The 24,944-nt window shown below is 67.6% G+C and carries 19 protein-coding genes, 1 tRNA gene and 1 pseudogene; 15 read left to right on the top strand and 6 right to left on the bottom strand.

Going from position 1 to position 24,944, the window contains the following annotated elements:
* Positions 1-60 precede the first annotated feature (60 nt).
* Complete coding sequence (gene aceE / locus DKM19_RS34395; RefSeq protein ID WP_110701542.1) at positions 61-2,808, bottom strand: pyruvate dehydrogenase (acetyl-transferring), homodimeric type; 2,748 nt, start codon at positions 2,806-2,808, stop codon at positions 61-63.
* 454 nt (positions 2,809-3,262) lie between these two features.
* On the opposite strand from aceE, the gene DKM19_RS34390 reads away from it, so the two are divergent.
* From DKM19_RS34390 to DKM19_RS34365, 6 genes are all read left to right on the top strand, one after another.
* Positions 3,263-3,670 carry a secondary thiamine-phosphate synthase enzyme YjbQ gene (locus tag DKM19_RS34390; protein WP_110701540.1) on the top strand — a complete coding sequence of 136 codons (408 nt, stop codon included), beginning with the start codon at positions 3,263-3,265 and terminating at the stop codon, positions 3,668-3,670.
* Positions 3,671-3,793: 123 nt separating this feature from the next.
* Positions 3,794-4,222 (top strand): DUF3052 domain-containing protein, encoded by a 429-nt coding sequence (locus tag DKM19_RS34385; protein WP_089211288.1) that lies wholly within the window; start codon positions 3,794-3,796, stop codon positions 4,220-4,222.
* Between the two features lie 81 nt (positions 4,223-4,303).
* Positions 4,304-4,762, top strand: coding sequence for a peroxiredoxin (locus DKM19_RS34380; protein ID WP_110701538.1), 459 nt, complete (start codon positions 4,304-4,306; stop codon positions 4,760-4,762).
* 23 nt (positions 4,763-4,785) lie between these two features.
* A complete protein-coding gene (locus DKM19_RS34375) occupies positions 4,786-5,133 on the top strand; it encodes a hypothetical protein (RefSeq protein WP_239513733.1) in 348 nt (115 codons plus the stop codon).
* Positions 5,134-5,499: 366 nt separating this feature from the next.
* Positions 5,500-6,522: an ROK family protein gene (locus DKM19_RS34370; protein WP_110701536.1), complete on the top strand. Its 1,023-nt coding sequence runs from the start codon at positions 5,500-5,502 to the stop codon at positions 6,520-6,522.
* Positions 6,523-6,554: 32 nt separating this feature from the next.
* Positions 6,555-6,629, top strand: a tRNA-Val gene (locus DKM19_RS34365).
* A 44-nt stretch (positions 6,630-6,673) separates the two neighbouring features.
* Here the strand turns inward: DKM19_RS34365 and DKM19_RS34360 are convergent.
* Positions 6,674-7,231: a tyrosine-type recombinase/integrase gene (locus tag DKM19_RS34360; protein ID WP_239513732.1), complete on the bottom strand. Its 558-nt coding sequence runs from the start codon at positions 7,229-7,231 to the stop codon at positions 6,674-6,676.
* A gap of 622 nt (positions 7,232-7,853) precedes the next feature.
* Here DKM19_RS34360 and DKM19_RS34355 point away from each other — a divergent pair.
* Positions 7,854-9,470, top strand: a complete 1,617-nt coding sequence (locus tag DKM19_RS34355) for a metallophosphoesterase family protein (RefSeq protein ID WP_110701534.1) — start codon at positions 7,854-7,856, stop codon at positions 9,468-9,470.
* A 495-nt stretch (positions 9,471-9,965) separates the two neighbouring features.
* Here DKM19_RS34355 and DKM19_RS34350 read toward each other — a convergent pair whose 3' ends face one another.
* From DKM19_RS34350 to DKM19_RS34340, 3 genes and pseudogenes are all read right to left on the bottom strand, one after another.
* Positions 9,966-10,295, bottom strand: a complete 330-nt coding sequence (locus DKM19_RS34350) for a helix-turn-helix transcriptional regulator (RefSeq protein ID WP_110701532.1) — start codon at positions 10,293-10,295, stop codon at positions 9,966-9,968.
* Positions 10,292-10,555, bottom strand: a pseudogene (locus DKM19_RS34345) (type II toxin-antitoxin system RelE/ParE family toxin); the annotation flags it as partial. The gene DKM19_RS34350 and the pseudogene DKM19_RS34345, both read right to left, overlap by 4 nt.
* Before the next feature lie 133 nt (positions 10,556-10,688).
* Complete coding sequence (locus tag DKM19_RS34340) at positions 10,689-14,018, bottom strand: AAA family ATPase (protein WP_204358367.1); 3,330 nt, start codon at positions 14,016-14,018, stop codon at positions 10,689-10,691.
* A gap of 429 nt (positions 14,019-14,447) precedes the next feature.
* Here DKM19_RS34340 and DKM19_RS34335 point away from each other — a divergent pair, with 429 nt between their 5' ends.
* The 8 genes from DKM19_RS34335 (at position 14,448) to DKM19_RS34300 (ending at position 21,162) form a co-directional block, all read left to right on the top strand.
* On the top strand, positions 14,448-15,017 hold the full coding sequence (locus DKM19_RS34335; RefSeq protein ID WP_162641978.1) for a TetR/AcrR family transcriptional regulator: 570 nt from the start codon (positions 14,448-14,450) through the stop codon (positions 15,015-15,017).
* A 111-nt stretch (positions 15,018-15,128) separates the two neighbouring features.
* On the top strand, positions 15,129-15,992 hold the full coding sequence (locus tag DKM19_RS34330; protein WP_110701526.1) for an alpha/beta fold hydrolase: 864 nt from the start codon (positions 15,129-15,131) through the stop codon (positions 15,990-15,992).
* 169 nt (positions 15,993-16,161) lie between these two features.
* On the top strand, positions 16,162-16,881 hold the full coding sequence (locus tag DKM19_RS34325) for an alpha/beta fold hydrolase (protein ID WP_110701524.1): 720 nt from the start codon (positions 16,162-16,164) through the stop codon (positions 16,879-16,881).
* Between the two features lie 22 nt (positions 16,882-16,903).
* Entirely contained in the window at positions 16,904-17,179 is a 276-nt protein-coding gene (locus tag DKM19_RS34320; RefSeq protein WP_162641977.1) for a hypothetical protein, read from the top strand.
* 236 nt (positions 17,180-17,415) lie between these two features.
* Complete coding sequence (locus DKM19_RS34315; RefSeq protein WP_204358366.1) at positions 17,416-18,591, top strand: LLM class flavin-dependent oxidoreductase; 1,176 nt, start codon at positions 17,416-17,418, stop codon at positions 18,589-18,591.
* A 384-nt stretch (positions 18,592-18,975) separates the two neighbouring features.
* A complete protein-coding gene (locus DKM19_RS34310) occupies positions 18,976-19,845 on the top strand; it encodes an alpha/beta fold hydrolase (RefSeq protein WP_204358365.1) in 870 nt (289 codons plus the stop codon).
* Between the two features lie 514 nt (positions 19,846-20,359).
* Positions 20,360-20,920, top strand: coding sequence for a pyridoxamine 5'-phosphate oxidase family protein (locus DKM19_RS34305; RefSeq protein WP_204358364.1), 561 nt, complete (start codon positions 20,360-20,362; stop codon positions 20,918-20,920).
* On the top strand, positions 20,917-21,162 hold the full coding sequence (locus tag DKM19_RS34300; protein ID WP_110701518.1) for a DUF2630 family protein: 246 nt from the start codon (positions 20,917-20,919) through the stop codon (positions 21,160-21,162). The genes DKM19_RS34305 and DKM19_RS34300 overlap by 4 nt, the downstream gene beginning before the upstream one ends.
* 598 nt (positions 21,163-21,760) lie before the next feature.
* Here the strand turns inward: DKM19_RS34300 and DKM19_RS34295 are convergent.
* A complete protein-coding gene (locus DKM19_RS34295; RefSeq protein WP_110701516.1) occupies positions 21,761-24,622 on the bottom strand; it encodes a LuxR family transcriptional regulator in 2,862 nt (953 codons plus the stop codon).
* Between the last annotated feature and the right edge of the window lie 322 nt (positions 24,623-24,944).

The following is a 24,944-nucleotide window of genomic DNA, read 5'->3' as shown; positions in this document are numbered from 1 at the left end:
GAGCGTTTCAACCCTAACCGGGCGAGCTCTCCATAGAAAGGAGAACCCGCCCGGCAGTGATCACAGTCCCATGGACTGGACGTCGTTGCTCTCGGCGCCACCGGCCTCGGTCACGCCGTTCTTCAGGTGATATTTGGCGATCGCGTCGCTCAGCACCCCGGTGTTGAGCTCGCCCCGCCTCACCAGCTGGGTGAGCACGGCCAGCGTAATAGAGGCCGCGTCCACGTGGAAATGGCGGCGCAGCGCCGACCGGGTGTCCGACAGGCCGAAGCCGTCGGTGCCGAGCGAGGTCCAGTCACCCGGAATCCACTGGGAGATCTGGTCCTGCACCGCACGCATGTAGTCGCTGACGCCCATGAACGGCCCCTGAGCCGCCGACAGGGCCTGCGTCACGTACGGCACCCGCTGCTCGGAGTCGGGGTTGAGCAGGTTGTGCTCCTCGACGGCGAGCGCCTCGCGGCGCAGCTCCGACCAGGAGGTGGCCGACCAGACCTCGGCCGCCACGCCCCACTCCTCGGCCAGCATCCGCTGGGCCTCCACGGCCCACGGCCCGGCGACGCCGGATACCAGGATGTTGGCCTTCGGACCGGAGATGGCCGGAGCCGGGGCGAACCGGTAAAGGCCCTTGAGCAGGCCCTGGACGTCCAGGCCCTCGGGCTCGGCCGGCTGGAGGTAGGGCTCGTTGTAGATGGTCAGGTAGTAGAAGATGTTCTCCGGCTTCTCGCCGTACATCCTCCGCAGACCGTCCTGGACGATGTAGGCCAGCTCGTAGCCCCACGACGGGTCGTAGGACACCGCCGCCGGGTTCGTCGAGGCGATCAGCGGGGTGTGACCGTCCTCGTGCTGCAGGCCCTCGCCGTTCAGCGTGGTGCGGCCGGCGGTGGCGCCGAGCAGGAAGCCCCGGCCCATCTGGTCGCCGAGCTGCCACATCTGGTCGGCGGTGCGCTGCCAGCCGAACATCGAGTAGAAGATGTAGACCGGGATCATGTGCTCGCCGTGCGTGGCGTACGCCGAGCCCGCGGCGATCGTCGAGGCCATCGAGCCGGACTCGCTGATGCCCTCGTGCAGAATCTGACCCTCGGTCGACTCCTTGTAGGACAGCAGCAGATCCCGGTCCACGGCCTGGTAGGTCTGGCCGTGCGGCGAGTAGATCTTGGCGGTCGGGAAGATCGCGTCAAGACCGAAGGTGCGGGCCTCGTCCGGGATGATCGGCACGAACCGGTGGCCGATCTCCTTGTCGCGCATGAGGTCCTTGAGCAGGCGGACGACGGCCATGGTGGTGGCGACGTTCTGCTTGCCCGAGCCCTTCTTGAGCTGCGCGTAGGCCGCGTCGCCCGGGAGCTTGATCGGCTTGGCGCGAAGGATGCGCTTGGGCAGGAAACCGCCCAGGGCCGCGCGGCGCTCCTTCATGTATTCGATCTCGGGGTCGTTCTCGCCCGGGTGGAAGTAGGGCGGGAGGTCGGCCTCGAGGGCGGAGTCGGGGATCGGCAGGTAGAGCCGGTCGCGGAACTCCTTCAGGTCGGCCTTCGACATCTTCTTCATCTGGTGCGTCGCGTTGCGCGCTTCGAAGTCCTTGCCGAGCGTCCAGCCCTTGATGGTCTGGGCGAGGATGACCGTCGGCTGGCCGACGTGCTCACTGGCCGCCTTGTAGGCCGCGTACACCTTGCGGTAGTCGTGACCGCCGCGCGGCAGCTTGCGGATGTCCTCGTCCGACAGGTGCTCGACCATCTTGCGCAGGCGCGGGTCGCCGCCGAAGAAGTCCTCGCGGATGTATTCGCCGGACTCGACGGAGTATGTCTGGAACTGACCGTCGGGGACCGTGTTCATCTTGTTGACGAGCACGCCGTCGACGTCGGCCGCCAGCAGCGGGTCCCAGTCGCGACCCCAGACGACCTTGATGACGTTCCAGCCGGCGCCCCGGAAGTAGGACTCCAGCTCCTGCATGATCTTGCCGTTGCCGCGCACCGGGCCGTCGAGACGCTGCAGGTTGCAGTTGATGACGAAGGTGAGGTTGTCGAGTTCCTCGCGGGCGGCCAGGCCGATCGCGCCGAGCGACTCGGGCTCGTCCATCTCGCCGTCGCCGAGGTAGCACCAGACGTGGCTGCGGCTGGTGTCCTTGATCTTCCGGTTCAGCAGGTAACGGTTGAACCGGGCCTGGTAGATGGCTCCGATCGGACCGAGACCCATGGAGACCGTGGGGAACTCCCAGAAGTCGGGCATCAGGCGCGGGTGCGGGTAGGAGGGCAGGCCCCTGAAGCCGTGCGACAGCTCCTGCCGGAAGGCGTCGAGCTGGGCCTCGTTGAGGCGGCCCTCCAGGAACGCGCGGGCGTAGATGCCCGGGGCCGCGTGACCCTGGAAGAAGACCTGGTCTCCGGACTCGCCGTGGTCCTTGCCGCGGAAGAAGTGGTTGAAGCCCACTTCGTAGAGTGACGCGGCCGAGGCGTAGGTGGCGATGTGCCCGCCGACGTTGGTGCGGGCGTTGGCCCGGGTCACCATGACGGCCGCGTTCCAACGCGTGTAGGCGCGGATGCGGCGTTCGACGTATTCGTCGCCGGGGAACCAGGGTTCGCGTTCCGGGGGGATGGTGTTGATGTAGTCGGTGCTCCGCAGGCCGGGCACGCCGACCTGGTTCTCGCGAGCCCGTTCCAACAGCCGAAGCATCAGGTAACGGGCGCGCGTTCGACCCTCCGTCTTGATGACGTTGTCGAGCGACTCGAGCCACTCCTGGGTCTCGCTGGGGTCGACATCAGGCAGTTGGCTGGGTAGGCCGTCGCTGATGACCGAGAAACGCTGGCGTCCGGAAGCCACTGGGTCTCGCCTTCCGAGGATGGACTTTTGTCTGGTGTAGGTCGTCTTCCATCCTGGTGGCTTACCCCGGAAAGTGCATCTCTACTGACCGGTAACCAGGGTTCCCTGCAGGCAGAGGCACGAAAGTGGCCTAGACCACCGATGGTAGGACGAATTGCCACCAAAGGTTACATGTAGCTCGCTCTTTTTTTACCCTCTCCCGGCTCCGGGAATCCGGCCCCCGCCTTCTCTCTAGATCCTTTCTAGATCCGGGACACCCTCCGCGGGAGATCCTGGACGTTCCCCGCAGGACAGACAGTGTCATCCGCAGGTGTGTGACGCGCTCCGACGCTCCGATCGCGGCCCTCGAAACGTGCAACGTGCGCCCCTCGGACACACCATCTGCTGTTCTCCGTGACACGGGGTATCGGGCGCGCTCGTCGTCGCAGCTCAGGATGGATCGTAGGATCAGTATGTGAGATCTCAGACGATCGAGGTGGTAACGGGTTCCCGTGAGCGGGTGCACGACATCACCTCCGAGTGCGAGAGCTTCGTCCGGTCATGTGGGGGCGACGGTCTGCTGCATGTTTTCGTGCCCCACGCGACCGCGGGGATCGCGCTGGTCGAGCTGGGCTCGGGTAGCGACGATGACCTGCTCACGGCCTTGAAGGACCTTCTTCCGGCCGATGACAGATGGAAGCACGCGCACGGATCCAGAGGGCATGGACGGTCGCACGTCATGCCGGCCTTCATTCCTCCGTACGCCACCGTCCCGGTTCTGTCGGGGCGGCTCGCGCTGGGAACCTGGCAATCCATCGCCGTAGTGGATCTCAACATCGACAATCGGGAACGCCAGGTCCGTTTGTCATTTTTGTCGGACTAATTCATACGTAGCACACTCGTTGCCGTGGCGACCGTTGACGACTGAGGGTCACAGCGTGTGGACTGTGCCGAAGCACTTTGAGCACCGTGTGATTGCGGGGCCATTCAAGCAGGAGGGACAAACGTGAGCGCGACCGCGGGTCAGGCGCAAGGCGAACGCGGCCTGGCCGAACGGCTCGGCCTCAAGCCGGGTCAGGTGGTGCAGGAGGTCGGATGGGATGAAGACGCCGACCAGGAACTGCGCGACTCCATCGAGGAGCTGACCGGTAACGAGCTGGTCGATGAAGACTTCGAGGACGTCGTCGACGTCGTGCTGCTGTGGTGGCGCGATGACGACGGTGATCTGTTCGACGCCCTGAGCGAAGTGCTTCCCAACTTGAGTGACGGCGGCCAGATCTGGCTGCTCACTCCCAAGGTTGGCAGGGACGGGCACGTGGAGCCCAGTGATATCGGGGACAACGCCAAGACCGCAGGCCTCTCGGATACCAAAAGCATCAGTGCCGCCCCTGATTGGTCGGGGACGCGGCTGGCCACGCCCAAGACGCGCCGTTGAGGGTCCGTCCTGCCGTGCGGCTCACGCGAGCCGTACGGCGGGACGATGGGTGCTCGTTATCCGTTGAAAGGACTCAGGGGCATGGCGGTCGAGGTGGGGGGGCAGGCTCCGGACTTTGAGCTGAAGGACCAGTACGGCACTCCGGTCAAGCTTTCGGACCACCGGGGCAAAAAAGTCGTGCTGATCTTCTACCCCCTGGCGTTCAGCGGCGTGTGCAGCGGTGAGCTCAACGCCATCCGCGACGAGTTCGTCGCGACCATGCCCGAAGACGTCCAGGTGCTCACCGTTTCGGTCGACTCCATGTTCAGCCACCGCGCGTGGGCGGACCGGGAAGGTTACAACTTTCCCCTGCTCTCCGATTTCTGGCCGCACGGGGAGGTCGCGCGGGCGTACGGTGTCTTCGATGAGAAGAAGGGTTTCGCGACCCGGGGCACCTTCATCATCGATGGCGAGGGCGTGGTCCGCTGGAGCGTGGTGAACCCGACCCCGCAGGCGCGCGACATCGCCGAGTACCGCAAGGTGCTCGCCGAACTTTCCTAAGCGGTGATCCGGCAGACGCCCGCGTGGCGTCCGTCGGTCTCGACCTCTCGGAGGCGATCATGCCCTGCTTCTCCTGCGGGGCCAGGCAGACCGACCCGGTCCGTGGTGCGAGCCCGTGGAAACGCGGGGTGCGCCAGGAAACGCAGGTGCTCATCTGCCCGGACTGCCAGCGCGCACACGACCTCAACCTCGACGCGTGCTCCTCATGCGGCTCCGTCGCGCTCATCTGCCGGCTCGGCGAGGTGGAATGCAAGTCCTGCGGCTCGGTACGGCTCGCGCGGAGCGGCGACCAGCTCGCGGTGTCCCACGCGCCCGGCCTCGCTGACGAGGTGGAGGCGGCACTGAACCGGGTCCTCGGCCGGGTTCACTGAGCGTGTCCGTGCGCCGGTGAGCCTGCCGGCGCTGGTGAATCCACGTCGAGCGCGCTGATGAGCCAGGGATGTTCGTAGATTCGCGTCGAAGGCACCGATGAGCCCGGTGACGCTCGTTGATTTACTTCACGTGCGTTGATTCACTTCACGTGCACCGATGAACCGGTGATGCTCGTTGACTCATTTCGAGGGCGCCTATGAGCCCGTTGAGGATCGTTGATCCACCTCATGCGTACCGATGGGCCTGGTGACGCTCATCAACCCGCTCCACGTGCGCCTATGGGCATAGTGGAGCGAGGCGGTCATTTTGACGTGCGCTAAGGTCGTCAGGCTCGGTTCCGCCCCTTCGACCCGCTGGATGCGTGCATGAGCTCCTTCGTTGTGGCCCTTGACGTCGGTGGCACGTCCATGAAGGGCGGCCTCGTCGGTCGTTCGGGCGAGATCATCCTTACCGACCGCCGCGTGACCCCACGCGACAAGGGCCCCGCCGTCGTCGTCGAAGCCATCCGGTCCTTCATCGACGAGCTCGCCGTCGCCGGCGGCGGTACCCCCGCCGGGGTCGGCCTGGCCGTACCCGGCCTGGTCACCGCGGACGCGGCGCTCTACTCCGCCAACATCGGCTGGAGCAACGTTCCCGCGGCGGACTTCGTCCCGCTGGACGTGCCCGTCATGCTCGGTCACGACGTACGCACCGGCGGTCTCGCCGAGAGCGTGCTCGGCGCGGGCCGCGAACTCTCCGACTTCCTGTTCCTGCCCATCGGCACCGGCATCGCGGGCGCGGTGATCCTGAAGGGCGAGCCGTACGGCGGGACCGCCGGTTGGGGCGGGGAGATCGGGCACATCCCGGTCTTTCCCAACGGGGAGACGTGTGCCTGCGGCCAGATCGGCTGCCTGGAGACCTACGCCTCCGCCTCCGCCGTGGGCCGCCGCTACTCCGCCCGCGTCGCCGCCACGCCGGCCACGTCCGGCACGCCCACCTCGCTCGCCACGCCCGCTTCTGCCGCCTCGCCCGTCCCGCTTGCCGTGCCTGTCACGGCCGAGCAGGTCGCCGCGCTGACAGCGTCCGGTGATCCCGTGGCGATGGAAGTGTGGGACGACGCCGTCGAGGCTCTGTCCCTCGCCCTCGCCACCTACACGCTGCTCCTCGATCCCTCCGCGATCGTCCTCGGCGGCGGCCTGGCCGAAGCCGGACGCCTCCTGTCCGACCCCCTGGCCGAACGCCTCCAGGGCCGCCTCGCCTTCCGCGAGGCACCGCCCCTCCGCCCCGCGGTCCTGGGTGTTCGCGCCGGCATGCTCGGTGCGGCCCTCCTGGGCTGGCGCGCCGCCGGAGTTCCTGACGCGGGCGCCACGTGGCCGCTCGATGTACTGAAATCCCCTTGGGTGGCGTAGGGTGTTGTCCCGTGTGTCCGACGGGATTTCCCGGGCGCTTAGCTCAGCGGTAGAGCGCTCGCCTTACAAGCGAGATGTCACTGGTTCGAACCCAGTAGTGCCCACCAGCCAAAACGCCTCGTCTCCAATCATGGAAACGGGGCGTGAGTGACTAACTCTTAAAGATGTCATCCATGGCCTCCGCGCCCTGCATGAGCACCGGGCGGATCTGCCTCCGGTAGACCATCTCCGTGACCACTGTATTCCGGTGGCCGACGAGGCGAGAGATGTCCTCGATCGGGACGCCGGAGTCCGACAGCAGCGAGACGAAGCTATGCCGCATCTCGCGAGGGGTCCAGTCGGTGCCACGGAGTCCCGCCTTCTCAAGGATCTTCCGTATGTCGCGGCGCACGTTGCCCGCACTCATCACCGTTCCCGTCGAGGTGCCGAAGACAAGGCCCGCTTCCACCTCCTTACCGCTGGACTTCTCCTGCTCTTCCCGGAGCGCCCGCAGTGCCTCTACGCACCGCTGAGGGAGCTTGAGAGAGCGACGGGACTTAACGGTCTTGGTGTCTCCCTTCAGAAGGTTGCTGCTTGGCGGAGACAGATCCACCGCCGCTTGTGACTGAGTGATCAACCGAGTGACAACGACCCCGAACGCCTGCGGACACTGACGGACGACAGCGGACGGTCTCCGCAGGTGGAACCCCTGTAAGGCCAGGTCGAACATGTTGCCATTGCCCGATAAGGAAGAGGTTCCTAGGGAGCGCTCGGCTGGCTTGGGCGGTTCCCCATCCGGCTGCCCTCTCCGGCGGGACGATCAGGCCTGTGGCCATGTCAGTTGGGGCAGCACCAGGCCTACGGGGGAAACTGCCGGGGCATGGCCGGGGCTCCGTCCGCGCCTTGCGGTCCGTGGGTGGTTGCGCAGGGCCATCCCGCCAGCCGACGACCCTGGCAAGCCGAGCAGACCCCCGCCCGGCCCGCCAGCGTCAGAACGTGCGTCAAGGTCCGCTTGACGTGGCGGACCGGGCGGCGGCCCGCTCCCGGAGGGCGGGTCGGCGGCAGACGGGATGGCAGCCAGGTCTGCGGGTTGGGTTCGCATCCCCTCTCGCCTTATCAACGGCACGGATGTTGCGAGCGTCAGTGGCCATCGGTAATGGCCCAGGGCGTGGCCTGTGCTGCTGTCTGTTGCCGTGACTGCCATCTGTCGTTCATGCCTGCGCAGCCGTTTTGATGAGCCTGCTCCCTAGCATCTGCGACGTGCGCCGATGGCCTCCCGCGGCCCTCTCGGGCTCGGACTGCTGCCATCCCTCGGTGCTCGATTAGCCTCCGACGATTGATAGGCCACGGGAATGTCCGAAGAACGAAAGCAGACTCGAATCTCGCGCCGCAACGCGCTCGGCGTGTTCGGGGCGGCAGCCTCTGGTGTCGCGGCCGGGCCGATGCTGCTCGGTGCAGGTGTGGCCGAGGCGTCCCCGGCCTCGTCGGCGGTACGAAGCCTCAGGAACGGCTCGGGCTCCACGCCGGTCCAGGGCCTGCACCTCCAGTTCGGTGGCGACCCGCGCAGCCAGATGGTGGTCTCGTGGATCACCGATGAGAAGGTGAAGAACCCGCGGGTCGTCTACGGCACGCTCAACAGAGGCTTCGGGTCCACGGCGTCCGCGGTCACGAAGTCCTACACCGACGGACAGTCGGGCAAGACCGTCTGGGCGCACCACGCGCTGCTGAGCAAGCTCAAGCCCGACACCGACTACCTCTACGCCGCCCAGCACGACGGCGCGACGCCGGACGCGGGCACGTTCCACACAGCGCCGTCGGGTCGAGCGCCGTTCACGTTCACCAGCTTCGGCGACCAGGGTTCGCCGACGGTGACATGGAAGAACGGTTCGAACCCGGTCGACGCCTCGGGCCGCGACTTCGAGCCCAACGCCACTCCGGCCGCCGGTGACATCGTCACGGGCGTGGAGAAGGTCGGTCCGCTGTTCCACCTGCTCAACGGCGACCTGTGCTACGCGAACAGCGGCCCCGACCGGGTTCGCACATGGAACCACTACCTGACCAACAACAGCCGCTCGGCGCGGTTCCGTCCATGGATGCCGTGCGCCGGCAACCACGAGATCGAGGCCGGCAACGGCGTGCTCGGCTTCGACGCGTTCCAGACCTACTTCGAGCTGCCCTCGACCGAGACCGACCCCGAGCTGGACAACCTCTGGTATGCCTTCACGGTGGGCGCGGTCCGGGTCATCGCCCTGCAGAACGACGAGATCGCGCTGCAGGAGGGTGGCGACATCTACAACCGCGGCTACTCCGGCGGTCGTCAGCTCGCCTGGCTGGAGAAGGAGCTCAAGGCGGCTCGTGCCTCCAAGGACATCGACTGGATCGTTGTCTGCATGCACCAGGTGATGATCAGCTCCGCGACCGCGGCGAACGGCCCCGACCTGGCGCTGCGTGCGGCGTACGGCCCGCTGTTCGACAAGTACGGCGTCGACCTGGTCGTGTGCGGCCACGAGCACGACTACGAGCGCTCGCTGGCCGTCCGTGGTGTCGTGCCGGGCAGCGCCACCCTCACGCCCAACCCGAGCCAGAGCGCCACCGACGTCGTCGAGAGCGAGTTCGGTACCACGCACATGGTCCTCGGCGGCGGCGGCGTCTCCGGCGTCACCAACACCAGCTTCACGATGGACGACTACGACGGCCACGGCCACCACTCGGCGTACGTCCAGATGGAGCACGTCGGCAAGTACAACTCGGTCAAGGAGCAGGAGGCCGCGGTCTGGATCGGTGTCCGCGACGACATGCACCCCTACGGCTTCGCCGAGTTCGCCGTCGACCCGGGCCGCCACCCGGGCGACATGACCCGGATCTATGTCACCTATTACAACGTGATCACCCCGACAGGTGAGCTGAAGGTGTTCGAGCAGTTCACGCTGCAGCGCCGGCGCAGCGACGGCGGCAAGCACCAGCACTGACCCCTTCGCCAGCAGCCTCAATCGTCGGGCCCCCAGGGGCCGGGACCACGTCCCGGCCCCTGCTCGACAGTCGAAGAGATCGCAGCTGGCGCCCTCGTCCGGGGTGGCAGGTTCGGCGAACCGCCGGTGCGGCGTTGAACACCAGTTGGTGGCTAGCGGCGGGCTGCGTGCTGATCGAGTCGCGCAAGAAGCGGGTGACCAACTGGGTGACAATCGGGACGGACACCAGCGGACGAGCGGGGACCGTGGTGGACGGTTCCGGCAGTTCAATCCCTATGAGGTGCCAGGCCAGAGGGCTGCGTTGGTTGCCTTACAAGCGAGATGTCACTGGTTCGAACCCAGTAGTGCCCACCAGCCAAAACAGCCCCATCCAAGCTTTCTGGATGGGGCTTTGTACATCACCATGCCGTTGGTCTTAGCCGTGTATCCGGGGCGGCACCGTGAGCGACCCTGTATGCCGCAGAGAGGGACTGTCCCGGATGAGCCCGGTTCACCTTAGGCGACCTTGACGGGGTGCGGGCCGACACTGATCGTCACTTCGACGTGTCCGCCCAGCGCGGCCGCGTAGGCCCGGAGAGTTTCCAGCTCCATGGCGTCGGGGTCGCCGTTTTCGATCTGGGAGACCCGTGACCGGGAGATGCCGAGAGCGGCGGCGACCTCGGCTTGGGTTCTGCCCAGTGATTTACGCAGCTCTTTCAGGTGATAGCCCGCCACGTATGCATCCAGTTCGGCTTCGGCGGCAGCCCGACGCTCGGGAGCGGCCGGCTCGGGATGGAGCCGGTGGGCCTCAGCCGTGACCTCCTGCCAGCGGCGCGCAGGGCTCATCGCCTGTCCTCCTTCGTCTTCTCGGCCTTCTTCTCCGCGCGGTGCTCCATGTAGCGAGACTCGGCCGGCGGGATCGCCTCGTCATACCAGCGCGACCACTTGCCTGCCTTGTCCCCGGCTACGAGAAAGACCGCTTCTCTGCCGGGGACGAAGATGATTCTGATCTCTGATCGCCCTCGCGAGCCTGGACGGATCTCCTCGAGGTTGTTCAGGTCGTCGTCCTCCAACGTGTCCACCAAGGGGCGACCGAGGGCGGGGCCGACCTCGGCGAGCCGTCAGGGCCGCCACGAGACGGAGTGGATCCACAGGCCATGGATGAAGACAACGGACGTAGTCATTGGTTTCGATCTCGCTCGCTGAGTGGGACGCGGCTCGGGACCGGCCCCGCCGCGCTCAGGTCGAGAACCTGTGAGTGCCCGGTGGGCGAAGAGCGGAGAGATCCTGGACCGCCGCGCCCATGGGCGTCTCGCCGCCCAATTCGGCAAGGAACCGGTCGGCGCGTTGCACGAAGAGATGCGCCCCCTGTCGAAGTGCCACGGTGCGGGCCTGATCGGCAAGGCGTACGGCGGCGTGGTCGTCACCGGCGGCGTGCTCCAACTGCGCGCGGACGAGGACGAGCAGCGCCTCTGCGGAACGTTGGCCGTAGCGCTCGAGGTACTCCTCGGCGCTGTCGAGCGCTGCCGCGGCCTTGTCCAGCGAGCCCGCGGCGATGCGCATCTCACCCAGCAGGGCGTACCAGGTCGAGACGCAGGTACGGGCGGGGCTGGCGAGGTTGGTGCGAATGAGTCGTTCGGCTTCGTCCGCGGCGGCCGCGGGGTCCTGTCCGGTCGTCGCCAGGGCCCAGCACCGGGCCAGGCGCAGGTAGGTGCCGAGGGAGGCGAAGGAGAAGTGCGGGTCGGCGGCGATCCCGCGCTCCGCTGCACGCAGAGCCCAGTCGGGGTCGCCGACCACCGAGGCGGTCCGGGCCTCGAAGGAGGTCGCGGCGGTGACCGCGTACGGGTCATCACCTGCCGCCTTCGCCAGGGTGTCGAGCACTGCGCGCGCCTGGGCCGTCTGTCCGTGGTAGCCCGCGATCTCGGCGAACATCCCAGCGGCCATCAGCTGCACGCCGTCCCGTACGGAATCGCGGTGTTCTTCATCGTGGTCGGAGAGGAGGTCGGGGCTCAGCGCGCTCAGCCGCTGGAAGGACTCACCGATGTTCCCCAGGCACCACTCGTGGATGCCCGCCGCGGCCCTGCCGTAGCACCGGACGACCGGGTCCTCGGAGGTCCTGCCCAACTCCTCGAGCCGACGGGCGAGAGGACTGCTGCGGTCCAGGTCGAGGGCCTGGCCGTGCGCGGTCCAGCGGGAGAACAGAAACCCGGCCGCCTCGCGATCGCGCCCGAGGCGCTGCGCGACCTGCTCTGCTCGCTCCAGCAGGCTGACGGAGGCCGTGCCGTACATCGAGCGCATCCCGACGACCGCGATCAGCTGCGAGAGCGCACTGAGCTCCAGTTCGAGAAGTGACGCCCTGCGCGCCAGCTCTACCGCCGACCCGAGGTGGCGCTCGGCTGCCGCCAACGCCGTCTTCGCCTTGGCTCGAGCGCCGGCGCGGACCAGGGCCGCAACGGTACGAGCCGGGTCTGCCACGGGCCCCGCGGACCACAGATGGTGTGCCACCCGCTCGGCGACGGACTCGTCGCTCAGTCCGACCTCCTCGATGGCGTCCGCGATGGAGCCGTGCAGCGCGATCGCGCGACCCGGCGGGATCGCCTCTGACACGGCTTGGCGCACTAGGTCGTGGGTGAAGCGATAGGAGAACGGGTCGCCGGGCGTCGGGCCGACCAGACCGAGGCTGCGGACGGGTTCCAAGCGATCGAGGCAGGAGCCCACGTCGAGGGACGCCATCCGGGCGAGCAGGGCGAGCTCGACGCTCTGACCGACAAGTGCTGCGATCTCCAGCAGTTCCTGTGCGTCGCCGTCGAGCACGGCGAGGCGGTCGCGTACGACGTCGCGCACTGTCATCGGGACGGTGCCGCGCAGCACCGTCTCCGTGGTGAGCTCGCTGCCGGAGCCCCACAGCCGGCCCAGTTCCTGGACGAAGAACGGGTTGCCGGCCGTACGGGTGTGCACTGAGGCGGCCACGTCAGGGGCGAGCCGGACGCCGGTCTCGAGGTGAATGAGCTCGGCCACCTCAGCGGGGCTCATGGGGCCGACCAGGAGCCGCCGGTGGCCGGTCACGCGACTGGCGGCGGCGAGCATCCGGACCAGCTCCAAGCCGGGCGAAGGGCCCCGGTTGCGAAGCGCGCCGACGACAGCTGTGCCGGCAGGAAGGCGGGAGATGACATGATCCAGGAGCTGTAGCGAGCTCGTGTCGGCCCACTGCAGATCGTCGATCATCATCACGACCGGCCGCTCGCCGGCCGCCTCGGCGATCAGGCCGACGACCTGTTCCAGCAGACGGAACCGGGCGTTGCCGTCCGGGATCGTCGGTGCCCCTGACATCTCCACGCGGGAGCCGACGAGGTGACCGAGATCGCGAGCCAGCCACTGCTCGCACCGTGCCTCTGGCATGACGTCGAGCAGGCTGGACACTGTCTCGACCCACGGCCACATCGTCGGCGTGCCCTCGCCCTCGAGGCAGTGACCCCACACCACGAGGGCGCCACGATCCTCGGCGTGGCCGGCGATCTCCTCCATGAGCCGGCTCTTCCCGGCCCCGGGCTCGCCCTCGAGCAGCACGACTGCCGTGCTGTTCTCCAGGGCCGGCTCGACAGCACGTCGCAGCACCGCGATCTCGTCCGACCGGCCGACCAGTCGGTTGGCGTCGCCCGACGGGGGCGTCGGCGAGGTCGGCGGCAGAGACGGTGCCGGCGCGCCCGAGGGCTCGGTGACCGGGGCCTGGGCGGCTGACGCCTGGGTCGCGGGGGTCTGGGTGAGCACCCGCTGGTGGGCGGCCTTGAGGGCCTCCCCGGGGTCGATTCCGAGATCCTCGGTGAGGCGTCTGCGCACCGCGTTGAACACGGCCAAGGCTTCCGCCTGCTGACCCGCGCCGCCCAGCAGCGTGATGAGACCGGCCTGCACCGGTTCGTGCAGGGGGGCCATCGCGGCGGCCAGGTGCAGGGCCGGCAGCACTCGCGTGGGCTGTCCGAGCATCAGTGCGACGGAGGCCGCCTCGATGCAGGCCTGGAAGTACTCGTCGTTGAGGCCGGCGAAGATCGGTGCGGCTGCAGGTCCGTGCACCCACCCATCGCCGGCCGGTCCACTCCACAGACGGAGTGCGTAGAGGTAGTGATCCAGTGCCGCCGCGTCGTGCCCCTCCGCCCGCGCTGTCCGGGCGGCGCCGGACTGCTGCCGGAACCTCGTGAGGTCGAGAAGGTCCGCTCCGGCTGCGCACAGGTAGCCGTTGCCCCGCTTCAGCAGGTAGGCGCCTGTTCCTCGAGGGGGCAGGTCGGGCTCCAGCAGGCGTCGTAGCGAGCCGACATACTTGTGGATCACGTTCAGGGCGCTGGCGGGCGCGTCCTCACCCCAGATCAGGTCGATCAGCTCGCCGGTGCCGGTCGGTCGGCCTCCGCGAGCGAGGAGCAGCGCCAGCAGGTACGCCTGCTGGCGTGGCCCGGCCTCGAGCTCGCTCTCGCCCCGCCACACCCGCAACGGGCCGAGAACCTGCAGGCGCAGGGGGCCCTCGAGCGGAAGTCCCCTCATCGCGTCGGTGCTTTCGGGAATGACGAGCGTCGCTGTCATGTCTGACCCCTTCGGTGCCCGGCCCCGATCCTACCGTTCGCCGCGCGCCGGTTCGGAGTTGTACTAGTGTGAGTGTACGCACACTCTAAACGCTGGAGTGCCACTCTAGCCAGACTCGAATTTCCAACCAGGGGAGGCGCGGTGACGGACGGGGACGTGTGACTGGCCGCACGGTTGATCGGGTTCACCGACACGTCTTCGCGGTCCTCGGCCAGGTGCCCGACCCCGACGACGCACGCGAGCCGGACGCGATCCGGATCCGCGTCTCGGCCGTCCTGAGGCGCGACGCGTTCGAGTGCGCGACCGGTGCCGCCTGGACTCCCATGAGAGCATTCGGACGCACCTGGGCCGGAGACACCGGTCACTACCGGGATGGGGAGCGAGACATTGTCAGACCAAGCACCAAGTCGTCGTGACGAGTACGCCGAGATGACGCGGCAAGAGGTCATCAAGGCCGCGCGGAAGCTGTACGCCGTGCCCGGCTACGCGCAGACCACGGTCGACAAGATCGCACGCGAGGCGCGTGTCTCCCCTGCCACCGTCTACGCCCAGTGCGGAGGCAAGGAGGGGCTGCTCCGGACCTTGATGGACATCTGGACGACGAGCCCGACGGTGGGACGGATCATCGCCGACTCGGCGGCCGCGCCCACAGGCCGGACCAAGCTGGAGGTCCTGGCTGCGGGCTACGCCGCGCACGCCGAGGAGGCCGGCGACATCATGCGCATCATCGAGCGCGCCGCACCCAGCTCCCCAGCCGCCCAGGCATTCCTCGACGTCGCCGACCAACGTCACATCGAGGCGCTGGAGATGATCGTCGAGGGCATCGCCAGCAACGGCGACCTGGCCGAGGGACTCTCGGTCGAGGACGCAGCGAAGATCATCTTCTTCCACTTCCGCAACCCTCAACTGGTCCTCGCGGTGGAGACGTTCGGGTGGGGCGTCGACCGGGGGACACGGTGGCTGGTGGATCGGGTCGCGGCCGCAATCCTCAAGGACTGACGGGGCGGACGCGTCACTCCGTCGCGATTTCACAATTCGTCCACAGTGCGTCAATACGTTTCGGTGAGCACCCCAAGACAACGGGAACACCGGGCGAAAGCGGCACACAACATGGTCACGATCCATCACCGGTATGCCATGGTCGATGGCTACCAGATCTTCTACCGAGAAGCCGGGCCGAGAGACCGGCCCACCCTGGTGCTTCTTCACGGCTTCCCCGCCAGCTCTCTGATGTTCCGGCACCTCCTCCCACGGCTGGCGGATCGTTGGCACCTCGTGGCACCTGACCATGTCGGTTTCGGGCTCTCCGACGCACCGACGGTTGACGAGTTCACGTACTCCTTCGACTCGCTCACCGATATCACGGGAGCTCTTCTTGCGCAGCTCGGCATCGAGCGGTACTGCCTGTTCGTCCACGACCACGGCGCGCCGATCGGGTGGCGGCTTGCCCTGAGGGCACCGGATGCGGTCACGGCGATCATCACCCAGAACGGCAACGCGTACGCCGAGGGATTGCAGCCGGAGTTCTTCATCACGGTGTGCGACTACTGGAGAGAACAGACCCCCCAGACCGAGGCCGGGGTTCGTCAGGCGCTCACCCTTGAGCTGACCCGCTGGCGGTACCTCGCGGGCGTGACAGACGAGACCTTGGTGGACCCCACCACCTGGACTCACGATCACGACCTACTGTCGCGGCCTGGCAACGACCAGGTGCAGCTCGCGCTGTTCCTGGACTACGCCACCAACCTGACGTTGTACCCCAAGGTGCACCGATACTTCCGTGAGCGGCAGGTTCCGCTGCTCGCCGTCTGGGGGAAGGGCGACCCGATCTTCGGACCCGCCGGGGCGCTCGCCTTCGCCACCGACCTGCCGGACGCCGAGGTCCGCTTGGTGGCCGGCGGCCACTTCCTGCTCGAGAGCGCTCTCGACGAGGTCGTGCCTCTCATCCGGGCATTTCTCGGCAAACACCTCTGACGCGCCCACTCCGGCCGGCGCGGTCCACAGATCGGTCACTAGTCGTCCACCGCACCTCCCTACCTTCGGAAGCGATGGCAGGAGCTCCCGAGGAGCGACCGACATCTCACGGACGTGCCGGACGGCGCGTTCCCACTGCCGCCACCGGCGGTTCACCGAAGGAGAAGTCATGTCCAACACGCCCACCGTGGTCCTGGTCCACGGAGCTTTCGCCGATGCGTCCAGCTTCGCCCGCGTCGTCACCGAACTGCTCGCCGACGGCACCCAGGTGTTGGTTCCCGCCGTACCCAACCGCAGCCTCGCCGGCGACGCGGCGTACGTCGCCTCCGTCGTCCGGCAGATCGAGGGACCCGTCCTCCTTGTCGGTCACTCCTACGGTGGCGCAGTGATCACCGTCGCCGGTCGTGAGGACAACGTGGTGGGGTTGGTGTACCTGGCCGCCTACGTCCTCGACGAGGGCGAGAGCCTCGGGGAACTGCAGAGCCGCTTCCCCGACTCGCCGCTGGCCGGGGCCCTCGTTTACACGCCCTTCCCCGTCGAGGGCTCCGACGAGCCGGGCACCGATGTGTCGGTGGACATCTCCAGGTTCCCGGAGATCTTCGCCGCGGATGTGGACACCGTACTCACGCGCGCCCTGGCCGTTTCACAGCGACCGCTCGCCGGGGCCGCCTTCGGCGAGCCGGCAAGCACGGCCGCTTGGAAGGGCCGGCCCGTGTGGGGGATCGTCGCGTCCTCCGACCGGGCCATCAACCCCGACGTCCAGCGGTTCGGCTACGAGCGCGCCCAGGCCAAGGTCACCGAGGTCGACTCCTCGCATCTGGTGATGCACGCCCACCCGGCGGAGGTCGTCCAGGTGATCCGCGAGGCACTCGCTTCCGTGACCGTGTGACGACGCCGGCACCCGATCGAGCGTGACCCGCCAGGAGGAGCCCAGGGCAGCATCGCAGGCCCGACCCGTCATGCTGATCCACGACAGGTGGCTCCATGACGAGGCGATGGCCCGGTGGGTACGGCTCCTCGGCGAGCACGGGCGGGTCGCGGTCGCACCCGGCCGGCCTGGCGAGCAGCAGAGCGTGAGCGAGACGTGGGAACACGTCAGGTCCTGTCGGCGCCCACCGGTCATCGAACTCGTGGACCTGGTGGACCACTTCGCCGCGGTCGCTCGGTTGTCCTGCCGTCCCCGGTGACGGCGCGGCGGGACCTCACCCCCCGTTGGTGCGCCGGGTCGCCGGACGCGGCCGCTCCCTCGTCGCCGACGACGGTTGGCTGGATGTCCGCATGCCGTCGTCTCCTGACTGAACGACGTCGACCCCCCACTCGGACCCGGATCGAGGGTCGGCGGCGACGCTCCCGATGTCGCCATCGAGACGGACGACCCGTCACCAACACTTCCTTGGATATCGAGATGAGAGGCAGGTAGGTCATGCAGTTTGGGATCTTCTCCGTCGGTGACGTGACGACGGACCCCACCACCGGGCGCACCCCGTCCGAGCACGAGCGCATCAAGGCGCAGGTGGAGATCGCGAAGAAGGCCGAGGAGGTCGGCCTCGACGTCGTCGCGGTCGGCCAGCACCACAACCCGCCGTTCGTCGCGTCCTCCCCGACCACGACGATGGCCTACATCGCCGCGCAGACCGAGCGGATCATCCTCTCGACGTCCACGACGCTGATCACGACGACAGACCCGGTCCGGATCGCCGAGGACTACGGCACCCTCCAGCACCTCACCGACGGCAGGATGGACCTGATGCTGGGCCGCGGCAACACCGGCCCGGTCTACCCGTGGTTCGGAAAGGACATCCGCGAGGGGATCAACCTGGCCGTCGAGAACTACGCATTGCTGCATCGGCTGTGGCGAGAGGACGTCGTGGACTGGCAGGGCCGGTTCCGGACGCCGCTACAGAGCTTCACCGCCACCCCGCGGCCGCTCGACGGCGTGCCGCCGTTCGTGTGGCACGGCTCGATCCGCAGCCCCGAGGTCGCGGAGCAGGCGGCTTACTACGGCGACGGCTTCTTCTCCAACCACATCTTCTGGCCGGCCTCGCACACCCGGCAGATGGTCGAGCTCTACCGACGCCGCTTCGAGCACTACGGCCATGGCACCGCCGACCAGGCGATCGTCGGTCTCGGCGGCCAGTTCTTCATGCGGAGGAACAGCCAGGACGCCGTGGCCGAGTTCCGCCGGTACTTCGACAACGCTCCGGTCTACGGCCACGGGCCCTCACTGGAGGACTTCGCCGCGCAGACTCCGCTGACCGTGGGCTCACCGCAGGAGGTGCTCGAGCGCACGCTGGCCTTCCGGGAGTACGTCGGCGACTACCAGCGCCAGCTGTTCCTCATCGACCATGCCGGTCTGCCGCTGAAGACGGTGCTCGAGCAGCTGGACCTGCTCGGCGAACTGCTGCCGGACCTGCGCGCCGGCTTCGCCGAGGGCCGACCGGCGCACGTGCCCGACGCGCCGACCCACGCCTCCCTCGTGGCGGCCGCGGGCGGCCCGCGCCGGCATGTCGACGCGGACCTCGCCGCAGCGACACCTTTCGAGCAGCTCCTCCGACAGGCCGGCGCTCCCTCAAGCGCACGGACCGACCTGACTGTGTAGACCTGCTACCCAGGACATCAACGGGCTCGCGAACCCGACGGGCCTCACCGCACGGTGGTGGCGGCCGGATTGACGGTGTCGGCATGCCACGAGCCCGCGACCGCGTCGCGACGTCTGGCATCGGTCGCCGGATGCGCGTCGTGCCCGTCCGCCGTGATGGCTCGGACAGCTGCTCTTCCCCTGGCGCCTTCCTCCGCTCCGAGAGCACCAGCGGCACTCGAACCTCGCGACACCCGGGGACCGCGATTGCCCGCGTCCGGCAAGGAGGACAGGAGACCGTCGTCAGGTCATTCCCACTCAACCGGTCATGCACAAGAACGTCAGCCTCTTCGCTCCGGCTTCCTAGACATACCGCTTGATCCCATCAACTCATCAGGAGTCACAATGAAGATTTTCCGGGCACGACGGCTGCACGCGGTCAGCGTTCTCACCCTCATCGGGATGCTGCCCCTGACCGGTGTCTCCGCAACTCAGGTGATCGACAACGCGGGCGGCCGACAGTCAGTGACGAGCACGGCGCCTTCGAGTGAGTCGGAGCCCAAGCCCACGGTGGTGCTCGTCCACGGGGCCTGGGCGGACTCCTCGGGATGGGCGCAGGTCACCAGTGACCTGCAAGCCCAGGGCTACCAGGTCCTCGCGCCGCCGACTCTGCTGCGCGGGCTACGCGAAGACTCGGAGTACCTCGCCGCGTTCCTCCGTGACCGAACCACCGGCCCGGTCGTCCTGGTCGGCCACTCGTACGGAGGAGCCGTCATCACAAACGCCGCCAGGTCGGACAAGGACGTCGAGGCCCTCGTCTACATCAACGCGTTCGTTCCCGACGCGGGTGACAGCATCCTTGGGTTGCTGGACCCGAACCACGAGCTCGACCCGGCTGATCTCTTCGACTTCGTGCAGTACCCGGGCGCTCCGGACGGCGACTACGACCTCTACCTGAAGCAGAGTGTCTTCCCGGGCACCATCGCGAACGGGATCCCGGCACGGGCTGCGGCTGCGATGGCCGCGGCCCAGCGGCCCGTCACCCTCAGCGCGCTCACGGCCGAGTCCGGCGCGCCGGCCTGGAAGTCGCTGCCGAGCTTCTACCTGCTCGGGACCCAGGACCACATCGTCCCCGTCGCCCTGCAGAGCGCGATGGCCAAGAACGCAGGGGCCAAGATCACCAGAGTCAAAGCGGGGCACCTCCCGATGATCACCAACCCGCACACCGTCGAGGCACTGATCGTCAAGGCCGATCGGTCGACGCCGACCAAGTAGGCAACGCGATCTCGAGCCACCGGGCCGTCTGCGCCCTGCGCAGACGGCCCGGTGACGTGCGCGGCCGAACCTGCCGGACCTTGCCCGGCTCGTCTGAGGCTGTTCGAACGGAGACGCCCCCTGAGTGGTCACGGGACGTCTCATCCCAGCAGTCGGCGCGGCCGGCTCGGCGCAACGGTGCACAGGGTCTTCACTCTTCCTCCACTGCACCCACGTAGCTTCGGCGACCTGGCCGCCCAGTCGCGGCTTTTCCTGCATCGCAACAACAAGCAGACCGCGAGCATGACGCTCGCTCCGACGAGGGGGACAGATGAGCCGCAACTACCATTCGATCGCATTCACCGAGCCGGTCCTGGACGCGCAGGACCGGTACGGAAGCCGGAGCGCTGTCCACCGCACGGACCGGCATCTCGCCGGCCCGGGGCCTTCGAGCATCGGGGCGGCAGACGGGACGGGCTCGGCTCCGAACACCGAGGCTGCGGAGACCGATGGACTCGATCAGATCAAGGATTCCTTGGGCCGCAACGAACGAGACTTCATCGCCGGGCGGGACGGCTTCTATCTGGCGACGGTCGCCACCAGCGGTTGGCCGTACGTCCAGTTCCGCGGCGGCCCACCAGGATTCGTGACCGCCCCCGACGAGCACACCCTGGCTTGGGCCGACTTCCGAGGCAATCGTCAGTACATCAGCACCGGCAACGTGGCGCACGACCCGCGCGTATCCATCATCTTCATGGACTACGCCCGCCGGCTGCGCCTCAAGATCTTCGGAGTCGCGACCATCGACGACGTACGCCACCGAGGACCGTCGTCAAGTGCGTCCGCGGTCCCGGGGTACCGGGCGATCGTCGAACGTGAGGTGCGCGTCGAGGTCAAAGCGTTCGACTGGAACTGCCCTCAGCACATCACTCCGCGCTACACGGCCGAGGAAGTGGCGCCCTTGCTGCAACCGCTTCGGCACCGCATTGACGCCCTGGAGGCCGAGAACGACCTTCTTCGCGTCCGGGTCGCATCATTTTTGTCGGACCCCGAGACACGTCTATCCCAGCCACAACAACCGGAGGAGAGCCGGTGAACGACGACAACATCCTGGACCGGATCACCGCACTGGTCGATCGTGAGCACACGTTGCGCGGTCATCGGGCAGACGGCTCCCTGGACGAACGGACCGAACACCACGAGCTGCACGCGGTCGAGGCGGAACTCGATCAGTGCTGGGACCTTCTCCGCCAACGTCGCGCGAAGCGGGACTTCGGCGGAGACCCTGATGAGGCCGTCCCCAGGTCCGCTTCAGTGGTCGAGAGCTACTGGCAGTAGGTCGGGGGCAGGGCTCGAACTGGGCCCTGCCGCCTGCGAGCAGCCCGAAGGCGACGAGCCTGCAACGTCGCGAAGCAGGCTCTCATGAGCCGCACCAACGTCCGCAGCCGCCACGATTCGAACGGCCGGAGACGTCCGTTCGGTGATCAGTGCCGTCCCGGCGAGGGTCGTTCAGCCTCTCACAGGGAGATTCCGGAGTTCCGAGCCGCCTTCCGAGGATCCGACTCGGTTTCCGGCCTTCCCCGCGGCGCGGTCAACAACAGTGGTTGTCGCCGGTAGCCACCGAGAATGTTCCCGAACTTTCGGGGGGCGCACCCTGACCTGCGGGAACGCGTGGTCAGTCGTTCGGCCTCGCCACATATCGGCGTTCAGGCTGCTGCCTGATTGACCGACGGTTGCTACACCTGAGTGACCAACCGGGTGACAACGACCCCGAACGCCTGCGGACACTGACGGACGACAGCGGACTATCCCAGCAGGAAGAGCGTGGTCCCAAGCCACATTGAACCGGTACCGCGATTGCTTCGGGACCAGGAGGCCATGAACTTGCCGAATTGGGCTGTTGGTAATCAAGGGAAACGCCAACCGACTCTCGGGCTCAAGCGCCTTTGGGGAGCTCGGGGCATTCTTCGGCGACGATGCGGGCCAGTTCGGCACGGGATGCGATGTCGAGTTTGCCGAACATCCGGCGAAGGTGGGTGGACACCGTGTGGGGGGAGAGGAACATCCGCTCGGCGGCCTGGCGGTTGGTCATCCCCCGGGCGATCAGGCCGGCCACCGCGCGTTCCGTGTCGGTAAGACTGTCCCACCCGAAAGCCGGCCGCTGGGATTGCGCCCAGTGACGGCGCCGTACACCCAGGGCCCGCAGCCGGGCTCGCACCCGGGCCACGTCCCAGAGCGCACCGATGCGCTCGTAGCCCTCGAGCGCCTGGTCCAGGCTGTCGACGGCCTTCGCCGAGGCATCGGCGCCGGAAGCACCGGCCCACAAGACGCCGAGATCTTCGGCGACCAAGGCGCGTGCCCACGGTTCGGGCTGATCGGCGGCGGCGGCCAACGCGTCGGGATCCTGATGGAAAATGCCGCGGGCATGGGCGAACGTGGTGGCGAAGACGGGGAAGTCCGGGTTGTTCCGGGCCAGGTATTCGGCCGTGTCAACCATGGCCTGCGCATACGGACGGTTCGCCGCGGCCAGCGCCAACCGGGTCATCCAGGCGGCCGTGAGAGGCGTCGTGAGGAGTGTCCAGCGCCGCTCCTCGTTGTCGGTGTAGATGGTGTGGAGTATGTCGATCGCCCGTCCGGGATCACCTTGGGCCTCGGCCACCGCCGCCATCACCCACCTTTCCCACACCGAACCGAACAACATCTCGGGCGCGGCGAGTATGGACTGGAAGCGTTCGATGTGTCCGACCGCGGCGTCGATGTCGCCCCGCCGCAGGGCAAGGACAGCGAGTATGGACAGCCCGACGCGGATGAAGCCGTGTGTGCCCAGCTCCTCGGCGATCGTTTTCCCGGCTTGGGCCTCGGCGGCGGCGTCGTCGAGTCGACCGGCGCCCAGATTCAGAACGGAGCGGAACAGTGCGGGTTGCGCGGCGAGCACGGTCAGCCCAAGGTCTTTGATCTCCTCCTCGGCGGCCTGGATGGCGATGTCGGCCTCATCGAACTGACGCACGGCTCTGTAGTGGAGGCTCAGTATCAGGCGCGTGTACGGGCGCTGGATGGCTTCGACGGTGCCGGTGTCGGTGATGTGCAGGGCTTCGCAAAGATGCGCGAACGAGTCGGCGATTCGCCCGTCGACCATGGCGAACCGGGCGAGCAGCAGGAGAGCTCCGACCACGGCGGCATCGGTGTGCTGCTCGCGATCGGCCAGAACGGCTTCCGCCTGTTGCCGTCCTGTCCGGAAGTCGTTCAGCCAGGTAAGCCCCCAGAACATCGTCCATTCGGCGATGCCGCGAAGGTCCTCGGGAAGGTCTTTCTGGGCGAGCAGGCTCTCGGCCTCGGACACCGCATCCGCCGGTCGGCCGCTCAGCAGCAGGATGTGGGCCAGCGCGCATCGCAGGCGAGGGGCATGGCGGGCCGGGGCCCTGCCCAGTGCGGTGCGGGCGAGATCGGCCGCCTCGGACAGCCGCCCGATGACCGTCAGGGCGTCGACCGCTGTGGTGGCGCGACCGAACCAGTCGGGGTCGGTGGAGTCGCTGAGTTCGAGCGCCCGCAGGGCGAGGTCGGCGGCGGTCTGAGGTGAGGATCGCAGCACTTCCCGCGCGGCTTGGTCCAGTCCGAGGAGTGCGGACGTATCACCGCGGCCGGCGCTGTGAATGAGGTGTGTGGCGGCGGGAACGGCCGACCCGCCCCGTTTGAGCAGCATCTCTGCTGCGTTGTGGTGCAGGGCCCGGCGTATGGGGGTGGGGATGGTTCCGATCACCGCCTGCCACAGCAGGTCGTGCCGGAAGGTGAGCTCGTCCCCGGCGGGTTCGATGATGCCGGCCGTCATCGCCTCCTCCAGCATCGGCAACAGGCCGCTGGTCGATTCGCCGAATATTTCGGTCAGATCTCTCACCGAGAATGAACGGCCCAGGATTCCGGCGCCCTGCAGCATGTGCCTGGTCGGTGCGGACAGCTCCTCCAGGCGTTCCTGGGTGATCGCCTGAGCGTGTGGCAGCCGTGCCGAGACCATCCGCGCGTGGCCATCGGCGATCTGGAAGACGCCCTCGCCGTTGAGCTTCTCCAGGAGATCGACGAGCAGGAAGGGGTTGCCGTCCGCGATGTCGGCCAGGGCCAGCACGTCCGGGTCGGGCGCCGCCCCGAGGACGTCGGTGATGACGTCGGTCACTGCTCGCTCGTCCAGCGCCTCCAACGTGATCCGGCTTGCGCCGTCACGTTTCAGCACGTCGAACAGACAGTTGAGGCGGGGGTCATTGCCGCTGCCGCTGGTGCGAGACAGCATCCAGACGAGCGGGTAGGAGGCGAGTTCTCTGGTCATCGACCTCAGCGCCAGCAGGGTTATCGGGTCGGCCCAGTGAAGGTCGTCCAAGGTGAGGAGCAGCGGTCCTTGAGCCACTCGCTGCTCCAGCGGTCCCTGCAGTCGCTCCACCAGCAGCAACCGCTGATCGGCCGGACCGCAGACGGTCAGGCGATCGTCGGCGGGAAGCGCGCGGCCCGATTGTCCGAGCGCCGATGTCAGCGGGGCCAGCGGTATCAGTCGGGTCAGTTCGTCCGCGGTGCCCTGGGCGACTGCCAGTCCGGCTTTTGCTGACGCGGTGGCGGTTATGCCGAGCAGGCGGCTCTTTCCGACGCCCGATCGGCCCTCAACCAATAAGACCCCACCCCGGCCGACCTTGGTCGCCTGCAGCAGTCCGGCGACAAGCTCCCACTCCCGGGCGCGGCCACGCCAACCGGGCCACGACGATCGGCGGAAATCGGGCTCACCGGCGGCTTCATGTCCACAGCGGGATGAATCCCCCATAAATCCATGAACTACCCAAGTATCAGCCGCGCCAAGCACGAGATAGGCAAGCACGAGATAGGAAGGAGGCCTGCGGTTTCTCCGTCTTCGTGACGTCACCTTCACGAGGAAGGCCGTCACCCGCTTGACAATGCGAGACCTTTACCTGGATTCCTCCTCCTCGCGCTCTCCATCATGTGGCTCTCTCCCGGGAGTCAATATTTGATCTCAAATGTCTGTCAAAACAGGATTAAGCCCAGATCTGCAGGCAGCGGGGATTGCCTTCTGTGACCCACCCATCCCGATGCCAGGAAGTGGAGGATCGCAATCACGGACGGAATGA

The organism is Streptosporangium sp. 'caverna' (assembly GCF_003203775.1).
In the GTDB taxonomy this organism is placed as follows: domain Bacteria; phylum Actinomycetota; class Actinomycetes; order Streptosporangiales; family Streptosporangiaceae; genus Streptosporangium; species Streptosporangium subroseum.
This window is presented reverse-complemented; position numbering and strand designations above follow the sequence as displayed.

Coding starts and splice junctions, on each gene's coding strand:
- DKM19_RS34350 (WP_110701532.1), bottom strand. CDS start 10,295: ATGAGCCCTGCGCGCCGCTGGCAGGAGGTCACGGCTGAGGCCCACCGG.
- DKM19_RS34325 (WP_110701524.1), top strand. CDS start 16,162: ATGTCCAACACGCCCACCGTGGTCCTGGTCCACGGAGCTTTCGCCGAT.
- DKM19_RS34360 (WP_239513732.1), bottom strand. CDS start 7,231: ATGTTCGACCTGGCCTTACAGGGGTTCCACCTGCGGAGACCGTCCGCT.
- DKM19_RS34370 (WP_110701536.1), top strand. CDS start 5,500: ATGAGCTCCTTCGTTGTGGCCCTTGACGTCGGTGGCACGTCCATGAAG.
- DKM19_RS34315 (WP_204358366.1), top strand. CDS start 17,416: ATGCAGTTTGGGATCTTCTCCGTCGGTGACGTGACGACGGACCCCACC.
- DKM19_RS34330 (WP_110701526.1), top strand. CDS start 15,129: ATGGTCACGATCCATCACCGGTATGCCATGGTCGATGGCTACCAGATC.
- DKM19_RS34295 (WP_110701516.1), bottom strand. CDS start 24,622: ATGGGGGATTCATCCCGCTGTGGACATGAAGCCGCCGGTGAGCCCGAT.
- DKM19_RS34380 (WP_110701538.1), top strand. CDS start 4,304: ATGGCGGTCGAGGTGGGGGGGCAGGCTCCGGACTTTGAGCTGAAGGAC.
- DKM19_RS34310 (WP_204358365.1), top strand. CDS start 18,976: ATGAAGATTTTCCGGGCACGACGGCTGCACGCGGTCAGCGTTCTCACC.
- DKM19_RS34340 (WP_204358367.1), bottom strand. CDS start 14,018: ATGACAGCGACGCTCGTCATTCCCGAAAGCACCGACGCGATGAGGGGA.
- DKM19_RS34355 (WP_110701534.1), top strand. CDS start 7,854: ATGTCCGAAGAACGAAAGCAGACTCGAATCTCGCGCCGCAACGCGCTC.
- DKM19_RS34335 (WP_162641978.1), top strand. CDS start 14,448: ATGACGCGGCAAGAGGTCATCAAGGCCGCGCGGAAGCTGTACGCCGTG.